The sequence below is a fragment of the Nonlabens arenilitoris genome, assembly GCF_002954765.1.
Taxonomy (GTDB): domain Bacteria; phylum Bacteroidota; class Bacteroidia; order Flavobacteriales; family Flavobacteriaceae; genus Nonlabens; species Nonlabens arenilitoris.
Map to the genome: position 1 here is coordinate 1,148,528 of NZ_MTPW01000001.1, position 13,526 is coordinate 1,162,053.

The 13,526-nt window shown below is 34.1% G+C and carries 13 protein-coding genes; 2 read left to right on the forward strand and 11 right to left on the reverse strand.

The window, feature by feature from the left end:
* Window positions 1-33: 33 nt before the first annotated feature.
* Both BST92_RS05015 and BST92_RS05020 read left to right on the forward strand, forming a co-directional pair.
* Window positions 34-978, forward strand: coding sequence for a serine hydrolase (locus BST92_RS05015; protein ID WP_105070460.1), 945 nt, complete (start codon window positions 34-36; stop codon window positions 976-978).
* Window positions 950-3,754 (forward strand): NTP/NDP exchange transporter, encoded by a 2,805-nt coding sequence (locus BST92_RS05020; RefSeq protein ID WP_146105097.1) that lies wholly within the window; start codon window positions 950-952, stop codon window positions 3,752-3,754. Before BST92_RS05015 ends, BST92_RS05020 begins: the two co-directional genes overlap by 29 nt.
* On the opposite strand, the gene BST92_RS05025 is transcribed toward BST92_RS05020, so the two are convergent.
* The 11 genes from BST92_RS05025 to BST92_RS05070 all read right to left on the reverse strand — a co-directional run bounded on the left by BST92_RS05025 (window position 3,755) and on the right by BST92_RS05070 (window position 13,447).
* The gene (locus tag BST92_RS05025; RefSeq protein WP_105070462.1) at window positions 3,755-5,053 is read right to left on the reverse strand and encodes a serine hydrolase; all 1,299 of its coding nucleotides are present in this window, start codon (window positions 5,051-5,053) and stop codon (window positions 3,755-3,757) included.
* Window positions 5,053-7,965 carry a PEP/pyruvate-binding domain-containing protein gene (locus BST92_RS05030; RefSeq protein WP_211292441.1) on the reverse strand — a complete coding sequence of 971 codons (2,913 nt, stop codon included), beginning with the start codon at window positions 7,963-7,965 and terminating at the stop codon, window positions 5,053-5,055. The genes BST92_RS05025 and BST92_RS05030 overlap by 1 nt, the downstream gene beginning before the upstream one ends.
* 81 nt (window positions 7,966-8,046) lie before the next feature.
* A complete protein-coding gene (locus tag BST92_RS05035) occupies window positions 8,047-8,652 on the reverse strand; it encodes a thioredoxin family protein (protein WP_105070464.1) in 606 nt (201 codons plus the stop codon).
* Window positions 8,653-8,721: 69 nt separating this feature from the next.
* Window positions 8,722-9,120 carry an alternative ribosome rescue aminoacyl-tRNA hydrolase ArfB gene (arfB, locus tag BST92_RS05040; protein ID WP_105070465.1) on the reverse strand — a complete coding sequence of 133 codons (399 nt, stop codon included), beginning with the start codon at window positions 9,118-9,120 and terminating at the stop codon, window positions 8,722-8,724.
* Entirely contained in the window at window positions 9,121-9,522 is a 402-nt protein-coding gene (locus BST92_RS15425) for a DUF4301 family protein (RefSeq protein WP_342747835.1), read from the reverse strand.
* A 44-nt stretch (window positions 9,523-9,566) separates the two neighbouring features.
* Window positions 9,567-10,673, reverse strand: a complete 1,107-nt coding sequence (locus tag BST92_RS05045) for a DUF4301 family protein (RefSeq protein WP_342747836.1) — start codon at window positions 10,671-10,673, stop codon at window positions 9,567-9,569.
* Window positions 10,670-11,227, reverse strand: coding sequence for an AAA family ATPase (locus BST92_RS05050; RefSeq protein WP_105070466.1), 558 nt, complete (start codon window positions 11,225-11,227; stop codon window positions 10,670-10,672). The genes BST92_RS05045 and BST92_RS05050 overlap by 4 nt, the downstream gene beginning before the upstream one ends.
* Window positions 11,182-11,820 (reverse strand): nicotinamide riboside transporter PnuC, encoded by a 639-nt coding sequence (gene pnuC, locus BST92_RS05055; RefSeq protein WP_105070467.1) that lies wholly within the window; start codon window positions 11,818-11,820, stop codon window positions 11,182-11,184. The genes BST92_RS05050 and pnuC overlap by 46 nt, the downstream gene beginning before the upstream one ends.
* Window positions 11,821-12,081: a hypothetical protein gene (locus BST92_RS05060; protein WP_105070468.1), complete on the reverse strand. Its 261-nt coding sequence runs from the start codon at window positions 12,079-12,081 to the stop codon at window positions 11,821-11,823.
* A 9-nt stretch (window positions 12,082-12,090) separates the two neighbouring features.
* The gene (locus BST92_RS05065) at window positions 12,091-12,777 is read right to left on the reverse strand and encodes a phosphoglycerol geranylgeranyltransferase (RefSeq protein WP_245910869.1); all 687 of its coding nucleotides are present in this window, start codon (window positions 12,775-12,777) and stop codon (window positions 12,091-12,093) included.
* 34 nt (window positions 12,778-12,811) lie between these two features.
* Window positions 12,812-13,447 carry a 4'-phosphopantetheinyl transferase family protein gene (locus BST92_RS05070; protein WP_105070470.1) on the reverse strand — a complete coding sequence of 212 codons (636 nt, stop codon included), beginning with the start codon at window positions 13,445-13,447 and terminating at the stop codon, window positions 12,812-12,814.
* Window positions 13,448-13,526 lie beyond the last annotated feature (79 nt).

A 13,526-nucleotide genomic window follows, 5' to 3' on the forward strand; every position in this document is an offset into this window, starting at 1 on the left:
ATATTCTATTGAACTTAAAAAATTAAAAAATATATGTTATTAAAAGTGTCTGCTTTATTAATTGTGATGTTAACTAGTCTAGTTCACGCCACTGACAAACCTTTATTGCTGCTGGAAAATGCAAATCAAGAGGTAAGTGCTTACCAAGACGCTACATTACAATTAAGCTTACAAGAACAAATATACTCAAACAAGCGATGGCGAAGTTTAATCAAAAACAAACGATTGTCTGTAAGTCTAGTTGATTTATCAAACGATGGTGTTCGATATGCTAGTATTAATGGTGATAATATGATGTATGCTGCTAGCATGCCTAAAATTGCTGTTTTATATACTGCTATGGATGCTATTGAGAAAGGTGATTTAGAATATACTGATGAAGTAAAGACGGATATGTGGTTAATGATTTCTAAGTCCAATAATGCTGCTTCTACTAGAATGATTGATAGAGTAGGTTTTCAACGTATCGAAGACGTGATGTGCGATCCAGCAAATCCATTTTATGATCAATACAGTAATGGTGGTCTTTGGGTAGGTAAAAGATATGCCGCACAGGGAAGACGCCATCCAGAACCTATCAAAGGTTTAAGTCATGCTGCTACAACTGAAGCTGTTGCTAAATTATACTACCAATTAGCCACTGGCCAATTAATTAACAATGAACGCAGTAGCGAAATGCTACAATATCTAAAAGACCCGAGTTTACATCATAAGTTTGTAAATACCTTAGATCAAATTGCACCTGAAGCAGATGTTTATAGAAAAAGTGGATCTTGGAAAAACTGGCATTGCGATAGTGTTATTGTATGGGATGATGAACGCAAGAAGCATTATATTCTTGTCGCTATGGTAGAGTCGCCTGATGGAGAAAAAATTATTAGAAATTTAGTACGACCTGCTGAAGCCGCATTAAACAAAACACCTATCTTGCTTCAAGACATCCAATCAGGTGAAACCATTAAACCAGCTCATATCTAATTTATTTGATATAAAGAAAAAGGAACTCTCCATAGCCTTATGGATGCAGTTGTATCTTTTTCTAATCATAGGTGCATTACTAGTAGTTAAACCTACTATCAATGCACTTTTTTTATCGACAGCTGGAGCCGACTCCTTATCTATAGCTTTTATTTTAACGGCTATCATTGCCGTCATCATCTCATTTTCTTATCACAAGTTGCTCGAGCGATTCAACCTTAGATACATTATAAGATCTACGTTGTGGTTTTTCTCTGCATCATTTTTTGTCATAGGACTTCTGGTTATGTTTGAAGTTTCTAATCTATTCTTAGCTTATGCATTCTACTTATTTGTAGGTATATATGCATTACTAGTCACTTCTCAATTTTGGGTTTTAGCAAACGTGATTTTTAATATTAGAGAAGCTAAAAGATTATTTGGTTTTATTGGAGCTGGTGGAATTGCTGGTGGAATTGCCGGAGGCTATATAACCTCTATTCTAGTACCTTTTACAGGTAATGCCGCTTTAATTATTATAGCAAGTTTAATGATTGCTTGTTGCCCTTATATCTATCAAAAGATTAAGTCTCATAGTTATAAAGGTAAAATGAAATTGGAGTTCAAAAAAAGAGAAACAGTTTCTAAGGAGCCTTCTATTCAATTAATTTTCAACTCGAGGCATTTATCACATCTCGCAGGTGTCATAGGAATAGGTGTGCTAGTAGCAAAGCTTGTAGATTATGAGTTCAGTTATCTGGCCAGTCAGCAAATAGAAGATCCTATGGAGCTTGCATCCTTTTTTGGATTTTGGTTCAGTACATTTAATATCGTTTCATTGATATTGCAATTATTAATCACAAAGCGTTTATTAGAAAACTTTAATATTGAAACCAACCTATTTTTCTTGCCAGCAGCGGTAATTGCCTGCGCACTATTACTTTTTGTAATGCCAGAATTATGGATTGTAATTCTTTTAAAAGGCTTTGATGGTAGTCTAAAGCAATCTTTACATAAAAGTGCTCTGGAGTTACTAGCTATACCTATACCTAGTGATATAAAGAATAAAACTAAAACCTTTATAGATGTAGTGGTGGACAGCATTGCTACTGGACTAGCAGGATTAGTTATCATTTTTGTTGTAAAAGGACTCCATTTATCTAATTATATTATAACAGCATCTATTATTGTTCTTTCCATTATATGGATCTATTTAATCTTTAAAGTAAAGGATAGCTACTTAAGCATCTTTAAACAAAGTATCGTTAAAAGAGAAAAATTAAGAAAAGAGAAAAATAATGTAGGTACTCTTATCAGTAATATGAAAATCATATTTGAAACTGGTGGTACTGAGGATATTCTAGTGATGTTGAATAAACTACAGGAAATTAGTCATACCAGCTTAAAAGAGCCTGTATTACAACTGCTTAATCACAAAAACAAGAAAGTCGTTACAGCGGTAATTAATAACTTAGATTATGTTATCCATGAACCTGTAGCACAGGTACAAGATTTTATATATACAGATGATAGCGAATTGATTAATGCAGCCATGAATTATCTATTAAGCCATGAACATATTGCCTATCAGTTTTATGAAAATTATCTAGATGATGAAGATGATAGAATCGCAACAGCCGCACTACTTGCCCTAGCTGCCATTTCTCAAGAAAATCCTTTACTAGCTGAAAAGTATAACCTAAAGTTACGTATAGAACTATTTTCTAGTGATATAGGTGACAATAATATGCAAATATCAGAACTTGCCCGTCTTATTGAAACACTGGGATATGCCTCTACAACAAACTACTATTCTATAATTGATAATTACTTAGGTCATAACAATAAGGCCTTAAAAATTGCAGCCATTAAAGCTACTGGTCACACCAAAGATGTTTATTTCTTAAACACTCTTCTTTATGCCTTAATGGATGATGATTTAAGAAAATCAATTGAATCATCCATTTATAAAATGGGTAACAAATCTTTAAAAGTTATAAGCCAGATTTATACTAAAAAGAAAACCGAGAATGATTTAAGAAAAAAGTTACTCTATGTGCTATATCACATCAGAACTAAAAAATCACATCGTTTACTTATTCAACTAGCACATCATAGTGATATATCTGTTAAAAAAACATCTTTTGAACTATTATTTAAATCTAGAAAAAACGGTAAAAAATCTATTCTGAAAAAGAAAGAGTTAATAAAGTTAATAGACAAAGAATCTGCTAAGTATAAAGAACTAGTAAGAATTTATTGGTCATTGAAAATAAGTCAACGATCTGATAAAAGAACTAATGGTGTCATCTCTTTAGTTGAAAAAAATATAATAGAACAATTGGTTTTGAAAGTTGATCAATGCATCTCTGATCAATTGGAAATCATATTTAATTTATTATCTCAACGATACAATCCAGAAGATGTCTATGTTGCTTATAAAGGAATGACAAGCAAAGAGACCGTTTCTAGACTACATTCTATGGAGTACCTCAATGGTATATTGAGTAGAGACTTAAAAAACATGCTATTTCCCCTATTTGAGCTAGAGTCTCACACTTTATCTAGTGAAACTTTTGAATTTCAGGAAAGAATAAAACTATATGATCGCAGTAAGATGTTAGAAAAGCTTCTTCTTATTCAAGAACAAAAGGTACATTCTATAAGTATTAAGTTCCTTCATTTACAAGGTGAGCATCTAATAAACGGTATATTATCACAACTGCCAACACCTCAAGCTCTAGAGATTAAAAAGACATTACTCTCATTAGAGAATAGTCAATCCAAAATTGCATAGTTAATTATTATCTGCATTTTCAGTGGTGACCTCTTGAGAGTCATTAGTACCAATATTAATAGATCTAATCGTTTTATCGATTGCACTCGCTAAATACATATGATCGCCAGCAGAGTTTTTACTAAGTATATTACTCATTAAACAAACTACATAATTAGTACCATCTTCATGTTCAACAGTAATGATACTGTTCATATAATTGTACCGGTTCCCCATGTACTTACCGCATGGTGTTGACTTAGATTTATCACAGCTATATAAACTACCCGATTTAAAATATACGGCAGCATTATCTAATTGTGGACTATAAGCATATCGTATTCTTCTATCGGTCATATAGAGTAGTTTTTTAATCTCTAGGCTACTCATTTCATCAATGACGCAACCTTGTTCTAATTGCACCATAAACTTCATGAGACCTTTAGGCGTACCTATACTACCACCTTTACTACCTACATATTGATCAGGACCATTAGTAAAAAAACTACCTAATCGCCACTCATCATGCGTTATACCTAAATTTCTTAAAGGTTGATTCACTAAATTAATCGCTATATCTGTAAGTTCAGATTTATCTGCCTTATCAAAATAGGCATCTGCCTCTTCTTGAGTTAAAGTAAAATATGCATCTCCAAAAACGTGCATTAATAAAGCCTCACGCCAGACGATACTAGCGGCACCATTATTACTAACACTTAACATATGATCTAACCACTCATAAAGACTAAACTGATCATTAAATACCACAGTACGCTTAATCAGTTTATCTTTTTCAAGATCTACCACTGGTATGGTATGGTGATCATACAGACCCCAATTACCCGATTGTACTATTTTATTTTTCATTAACCGTTGCCTCACAGACCAGTCCTCTGGACACAGATTACGCAATTCATTAAAAAAAGCCGTTGCTACAGCAATTTTACCTACACTACCAGGTTGAAAACCAGAATTCTCATTGAGTTGCGCATATTTGGGGTTATTGATATTAGTAATATCCATAACGGCAATACCGTAACCTGAACTATTTGGGAAAAGTCTGCGCATTTTTGCTTGAAACTCCTTATCCACCACCATTAAAGAATCTACTGGTTTTGTGTCCTCGCAAAGCCATAAATTCACCTCATCACTTTTTTTAAAAGAGCCAGGTTTTAAATACCGTTCTACTAGAGTACTATCTATGGTCTTCTCTAATCGTTTAAGACGTTTAATACCAGTGGATTGATAACCATCTATAGGATATAACATCACCAAGATTAATACTACAGACACTGATATACTATATCTAAAAATATTCATTACAATGCTATTTGTTTATTAATAAGTAACTCAGTATTATAATCTGTTTTCCCATCCATTTTCAATAAATAAGAGTTAGTAATAGCGTTACTGTTTTCTACAAAAGGACGTATTTGAAATAGGTATAATTTATTATCCTTAAAGCCTAACTCAATATCCCATGCACCGTCATAAGAACCATCTTTAGAACTAGGCATGGTTTGATGTGCGCTTTTAGCAAACTCCTGTATTTCTTTAAGATTATCCTTACTAATAATAGGATGATTAAAATTGACAAATTCCATTCTCGAACCACCTTCAGCCGGTAATTTGCGTTGCATACGTTCTCTAGCCGGTGCTACTAGTTGACTATTGCCTTGACTATCGACTATAAAAGTTTCTGCACTTTGCCCATCTACTGCTCCACCAGCACCACGGCTCATTGCGATTGTGATACCGTCGTTATTTTGATGAACAAAATCTTTTGTAATTAATACACCACTATAATCTACATCTACCGTTGGGATGATTAAAATAGATGGATATACATTTTCTGGGTTTTCAAGATATGCCTGGCGCCATTTAAAACTACGGTCTGTATAAGGACTAGCCCATACATCTCTTATCCCTTTCATTATCTTTTCTTCGCTCACGACATTAAAAACGGTCAGGTTTAAACCAGCACCGGTAAACTCTTCAAGATCTTCCATATTAGTATCACTCCTTAAAAAAACTGGAACTTTACCCATATCGTTCCCTAGAATTCCTTTAAAATCCTTTTTTAACTCTTTTACAAATTCTGATCTAATAGGCATCCTAGATATGGCTTCTCTTAAAATAGCGAGTTGTTCTAATTGATATTTTTCTACATCTGCTGTAGAGGATCCACTATCTTTTAATTGTCTCGCTTTCGCGAAAGCGGACTCTAAAAAGTCCCAGTAACTACCATCTGTTTCGGGCATATTTTGAGACATGTGATTTCTAAAAACTCCAAAAGGAATTATAATCCCATTTACAACATGGTCAGGAAACAATTGTTTTAATTGACCAAGGTTTGCAGCTTTAGGACCACATAAAACACCACTGTCTTCACTATTAACACTGGCCATATCTATAGGTGCAACGATATCTAATTTCAGTTTTTCTTCAGAGATGCGTATGGTTTTCTTCTCTTTTTGTTGATTTTTATTGAATAATAATTGCTCTTCTTCATTCATCTCATTAGCTGGTTTTATAACCACAGCACCGCGATCACTTACGGCATAGAATACTTGTTTACCATTATAATCCTTAAGGTCTGAAAGATTATTTGCACTGATGGCACTATTAGGAATTCCTAAGTTGCGAGCTAGTAATTGTACATGAGAAACTAGATTACCTTCTGACACTGTAGCAATACCTGCAACTGGTTTTAAATCGCTAGGTGGATGATCAAATACATATATTTTTTTAGGGTCTACCGCCATCCCTTCGGCATTACCTGTAACAACTACTAACTCTCCTTGAGTATATCCAGGATTAAGACCTCTTACAGTACTAGTATTACTTAATACTGGAATATATGTTGAGCTACCTAACTGTCTTGAAAGTAAACCAGAAAACTCACCTATTGAAGAACCTAGTGGTAATAATAATGAACTGCGTATACGGTCATCATAAAACCCATATGATAAAGGTTCAAAACCGGTATACTCTTCTACAACGTCTCCATAAATGCTGTTTACCATACCGGTTCCCCAAGCTACCTGATTGCGAGCTACATTTATAAAATCCATTAATTGGTTTGCTTTCACTGTTGCATCAGTACTCATTAATAACTGATTCTCAACGGCATCCCATTCCCATTTTTCTACATAGCCCGAGCTAGCTAATGCCTCACTGAGCGCATGTACTTTATCCATATGTTCTCTTATCGTAGCAGGAATCCACTGTGATGACTTCTGAAATATCAACTCTTCTAGTCGTAAGCTAAGTTCTAACGCACTAGTACGTCTAGTACCTCTTCTATCTTCTTGAATATTGTAGCGTATATCACACATCAGTCCTGATGCTGCTGGTATTATTATGGAAGGATCTGTTTCTTGAGCATAGGTCTTAGAGAACCAATCTGTTTGCGTTTTTATGTAACTGTCATTATCCCAATCAGAAACCATTTGAGCTAGATCACTAATACTTACCGGTTCAAAAAACTCTTTCATATCTGTTATGAGTTTTTGAAAGTCAGCCAGCGTTTGATCGTTTAAATTAGACTTGTTAGCATCATACCACTCTTGAACTTGATGAATATCTTTTGACTCTGGATTGCCATGAATTTTAATCCTAATATCCATAAACTTAGGATACCTATCTGCTATCACTTTACTAGTGCTTCTTATTTCTTGAGCAAGATTAGTATCTCCGTCATGTGGGATATCTCTAAGGCTTTCTCTAATTAAAAAAAAGTCTTGATCTAAAATCTGGTTACTAGAAAGTATGGTGTAATAAAACTTACGTCCCCATTCTTCCTCGTCCTCTATTTGCTTTGCGCCGCGATAATATTTTGATTTTTCTTGAATCCATCCATTATCCACACTTTCTAGATATCGTTGTAATTGATATTGCTTTACTCTACTATGGTTAAATGGAGCATCCCAAAAATCCCAAACATCATTAGAGGCTAATATTTCCCCTAGATAAATGTGTCTGCTTTTTGATAGATTTACAACATCTGATTTATAGCTAGCGTGTTGAATTCCTCCACCTATTGCGTCTGGACATGGATCTTTTGCGTCTCTTATAGATCCATCTTCACAAAACCAATTGATTTCTTTATAAGGGCCACGATCTAGGTTTTTATAATTCTCAATAAGGTTATTAATCTTCACGTCGTCATATTGTTGACTCCATGAAAATACAGGCAATAATAGGATTAAGTAAAAGTGTTTAAATAACATATAGCTGGTTTTACTCAAAGGTAAACAGCTCAGTTGTTAAAATAATGAGAATTTAGATAGGTTTATAATAAAAATACCGCGTTACACAACCACTCTTAACATGTTTATTAAGTCGTTTTCAGTGTCTTTCCCTTTATCTTTATTGTACCAAGTTTGTAATTCTTGCTTAAACTCTGGTGACAGTACTCCTTTTGCAGCTTTTTCATTTGCCACTAATTGAGTTGCTTGAGTAGGTCTAGGACCCCATGTTGTTACTGGCAACCCAGTATTGTTATCGACAAGAATTAGTTTTGCAATCGCACGACCACCATTAGTTAAAAACTGATCCATTAAAAGAGGATTCTCATCACGTAAGACAACTTTAAAGTCTATTCCAGCAGCCTGAGCAACTTTATTCATCATAGGCATGGTTTGTGCAGCATCTCCACACCAGCTTTCTGTGATTATCAAAAAGATAACGTCTTTATTAAAAGAGTCTAGGAACTCTTTATTTTCTGGTAAGATTTTCAAGGTCTTATCCAGACGTTTCATTCTTTGATTATTTAATTTAGTATACTCTGCAAGAGCTTCTGTGACTTCATCTCCGCTATTAGTTCCATTGACTGAATGTGCATCTACAAATGCTCTATATTGCTGGTAAGATATAGCTTTAGCTACTGCTTCTTTTATTATATGTTGTAATTCCATAATACAAAAGTAAGCTAGCTTAGACCGTCTATAAAATGACAAATGTCACAGGTTATATGATATTATTCCCTAATACTTATACCGCCTATTTTCTTTTTTCTCGCTATGCTTTTTCTTATCATTCAAGCGTTTGCGCTTTACGGATTTAGGCGTGGTTCTTTTCTTTCTAGGTTTTTGGACAACTAACATCTCATAAAGTAATCCTAGAAAACGTTTAAAAACTAACTCTTTATTACTCGATTGACTTCTAGAATTCTGACAGCTCAATTGTAGGATACCATCCTTTGTCAATCGATTTTGTAACTGGTGTAAAATACGTTGAAGCTCTACATCAGTAAAAGCAAGACTATGGCTAGCATCCCATTCTAATAAAACTTTAGAAGCAACCTTATTAGCATGCTGTCCACCAGGACCACTACTAGTGACAGCTTTATACTTTACTTCTCTATGTAACTGATCTACATTCATCTAGTTTTGATGTGCAGGTTTTAATAAATCATTTACCGTTTTAACTGGATTAAATGTAATCAATGGAACTTCAACAAAAACACTGTTCCAGTAAGCCATTCCACCATTCCATAATCCTGGTAGTTCTTGAGCTTTAATATTCATGCCTAGTCTAGATTTATGTGTTATAAAACCAGTCTGCTCATCACAAAAATCTAACAAATTGAATTTCACTCCATTAAAATCTCGTACGGCACAAACTAAGTCTACAGGATTGAAATGCGTACTTTTATTTGCTATGGCTACTTGCTGTATATTACTTTTATCTATTTGGGCACCTTCTATAATCTCGATAGAAAGTTCTCCTTTCTGATTATAAACCCAAAAAGGTCCACCACCAGGCTCACCTTCATTTCTAACCATTCCGCAAACTCTCAATGGTCGATTAAGTCTATTAAATAAATACTCTAATTGAAATTCTCTAGCAAATTTTTATAATCTGCTGGTAATACAGTACTCAATCGATCGATTAAAAACTCTTCTATTTCAATTTTAAGAACTTCATCTACTTTATTCTCTTGAATAAGTCTTAAATACTTAAAACATTGATCTTGTAGAGTTAATAAAAGACCTGCAAGTGATTTTTTATAATCACCTACCTCTTGTTCTAGTGAAGATACGGTTACATTATCTATATTTTTTATAAAAACAACATCTGCATCAAGTTCATTGAGATTCATCAGCAATGCTCCATGACCAGATGGTCTGAAAAATAGTTCACCAGTCTCAGTTACGATAGGTTGATTATTGTAATCAACAGCAATGGTATCTGTAGAGGACATTTGATGTGAAAATTCAATTTCAAATTCTGTACCTGTTTTGTACTCTACAATCTTTTCAATACGCTCAAATTCTGCATTAAAATGATCCTTAAAATCTTGTGCGATTGTAAAATGTAATTTAGCTTGGTTATTAGTTGCAGCATATATACTGGCTTCAAAAAGATGCTCCTCAAATGCAGTAGCACTATGATCCTTATATCTATGAAACGGTACTAGACCTTTAGGCATGTACCCATAATTAAGACCGTCGATCTCAAGCATTTGTCTAACAAAAAGGAGTTTTTTCTCTCGGTCTGCTTTTGCATGCCATTCATCATAAGTCGTTTTTAACGAGGTCATTACCTCATCATAAAAAGGAAACTTTTCTAATGCAATAAAAAAAGTAAACAGTTCCTGCGCTTTATTTTTATTGATAAAAGAATTTATAGAATCCTCGCATGGGTCAAAATCCTTTAAAAATTCATGTAAAAATTTAAACATTCTAGTGGCCGCACCACTGGCAGGAACAAATTTGAGAATTTGTAAATCGCTAATTTTTTCTTCATATAATTTACGATAACGAGTATGTTCAGAATTTTCAATTCTTACTATACCGTCAGAAACTATTGCTGGACGATCCAGTTTTACCGCAGGGAAACCTATTTTAAAACGTTCAATTTGTTTTAAAATAGTATCTGTAGTAATGCTTTTACTTTCTAATTGTACTAGTTGCTGTGCAGTAAATTTGATCATATCAACTCTTCTTCTATCGCCTTTATTGCATTAAAAAATCGCTGGTCATGTAAACCATTTACAATTCTATAAGGCTTATTAAATTTATGCAGTGCCGCTAGAAAAAGCTCATACATTTCTTCACGACGCTCTGGTCGGTCTCGCAAATCATCTGGAGTCCACGGTATATCAACCTCTAACAGTAAATATAGTTCATAACTTGATTCTTGCACCGCATTTATAAGTTCTTGTGGCGCCTCGTTAAAATATGCCACGCAATAGACATAAGTTTCTAACACATCAGTATCACAAAAAAGATATTCTCCTGCAGTAATCACGGCATTGTTTTCAAGAATGCGCTGGCCTATTGCTATGGGTAAAATATCATTATAACTGCAGATCTCTTTGGTACGGTTAAATTTATCTTGCAGGTATTCTCTAGCATATTCTTCTATTAGGGCAGTATTGTAATGTTGAGCTAGCTTTCGCGAAAGCGTGCTCTTGCCAGTACTTTCTGGTCCATATAAAACTATTCTCTTTCCAGAATAGGCTGCTTGTTGAGGTATTTTTTCCATTCTAAATAACCGAAGTAAGCAATAATAGCGAGAAATATATAAAGTAGCGCACTGAAACTGTATCCTTTATAAAAATATAACGGTATAGAAATAATGTTACCTACCATCAAAACAAGCCAATGTTCTAGCTTACGTCGTGCCATTAACCACATACCAGCAAAAAATATACCTGTAGTAAGCATATCGATATAAGACACAATATTTTCTAAGCGGCCGGTCGTATAATACAAAATATAGATCCCTAGTGCTGTAGATAATAATAGTAAAAAGCCATAGATCCATTCTTTACTTTTTGTAGTAGTTATAGGTGTTTGATGGGTTGCATCTACCTTGCGCGTCCAGATATACCAGCCATAAACACTCATGATAAAATAGTAAGCATTGATTACCATATCGCCCAATAAATTCCACTGAAACAATAAGTAGACAAAAATTAGAGTGCTTAAAATTCCAAAGGGGAATACCCATATCTTATTTTTAAAAGAGTAAATAACACTAATTACAGATGCCATAATAGCAACTACCTCTAGTATGATATGTGAAATTTCATAATCCCTATACTGACCAAAAAGAAACTCTACAGCATCACTCATCTAGAAAAACGGTTCATAATCATGACGATCTGTTTTTACTACTTTCATATAGAATAAAACAGCTTTAGTTTGTTCCATACTTATAGCCATTTCTCGAGTTAAAAATTCCATCATGGGAATGAACTCTCCATAAACCTGTGTTGCTAGTGGATTCTCCAATACAGTGAATGGAGACTCGCGTAGCCTTTTAATAAAATCTATAATGTGCTGTTCATAGTCATCCTGTAATGGTGACATGGTAAGTTCAATGGATGCTTTCATGGTTAGTTTTTAATTCCAGGTAGTTTTTTGTTCAATAGCTGTACCGATAACTAGCATATCAGCACCTGCTAGATAACTCGATTCTAATTGTTGTAAAGATCGCAAGCCGCCACCAACTATTAAAGGAATATCTAATTGATTTTTCACAGATTTTATAATTGCAGGATGTACCGGTGTGATAGCACCACTACCAGCTTCTAGATAGATCATTTGATTACCCATTAATTGTCCAGCAAATGCTGTATGAACTATAAATTCTGGATTATACTGAGGTAGTGGTAAGGTTTGAGAAACACGTTGAACAGCGCTTTCATGACCACCATCTATTAATAGATAGCCTGTTGGTATAATTTCCAGTTCACTTTCTAACAATTGAGCAGCAGCCTGTCGTTGATGACCTATTAGATAATCGGGATTATTGCCAGAAATTAAATTGAGGAATAAAACACCATCAGCGTTTTCAGTCAGTTGATGGTAAGAACCAGGGAAGATAATGATCGGTATCTTTATTATTTCTTTTGCAGCAGTAATCCATTTATCAAGATTTACATCAGTCATCGTACTGCCACCTATAAAAACAACAAAATGATCCACATTCACCTCTTTTTGTACTAAAACTCTAAGGTTATTAATGTGATCAAACGTATCTATTAAGTTATTAATGCTAGTTTTTTCTGGGTCAATTAAAAAAGCCATCGACCGCGATGCTTTATGAATACTTCTTAAAATTTTATGCATTGTAAGCTGGTAGTATATAAGCCATCATAAAGTTTTCTAAGGACTGGAAATATACATCAAACTTTAAGTTATCACCTTCATAAACAATTCTAGACATCGTATGTTGTATATCTATTTCAAAAGGCTCTACAAAGCAATGTGCCTTAAACCCAAGACCTTTAGTCCCGTAAAGCTTATACATAGATTCTTTGGCACCCCAAATTACCGTCAGGGCTTCTATGGGATTATCAAGCTCTTTTACAAATTGTTCTTCGTAACCTACAAACTTAGAAGCGATACGTTGAATTTTATCCCTCAGTTTTTCTATATCAATACCTACTGCAGCATCGCTAACGATAATTGCAGTAAATTCATAACTATGCGTTATTGATATGTTTTTACCATCATCTAAGTGTGGCTTACCATCTATCGTATAATATAAATTTTGATCAGTATAACCAGCTACTCTCAAGAGGTGTCTTATACTCAAAAAGCCTCTTCTATGAAGCTCTGAGCTCATGGTAAACAATCTATTTATAGAGTTTTCAGATAAGTCTAGACCAGTACGCAACCACGCCTCGGACTCTGTTATTTTCCAGATATATACGTTGGTATTTTCTCTATTTGTTAGGGTTTTGTAAAGAGGCACGAGAATCGATTAGTTTTTTGTAAATTTGCAGCCGCAATTTAAGCAAATAACAGCTTTTAATTTGTTGATTTTTAAACAT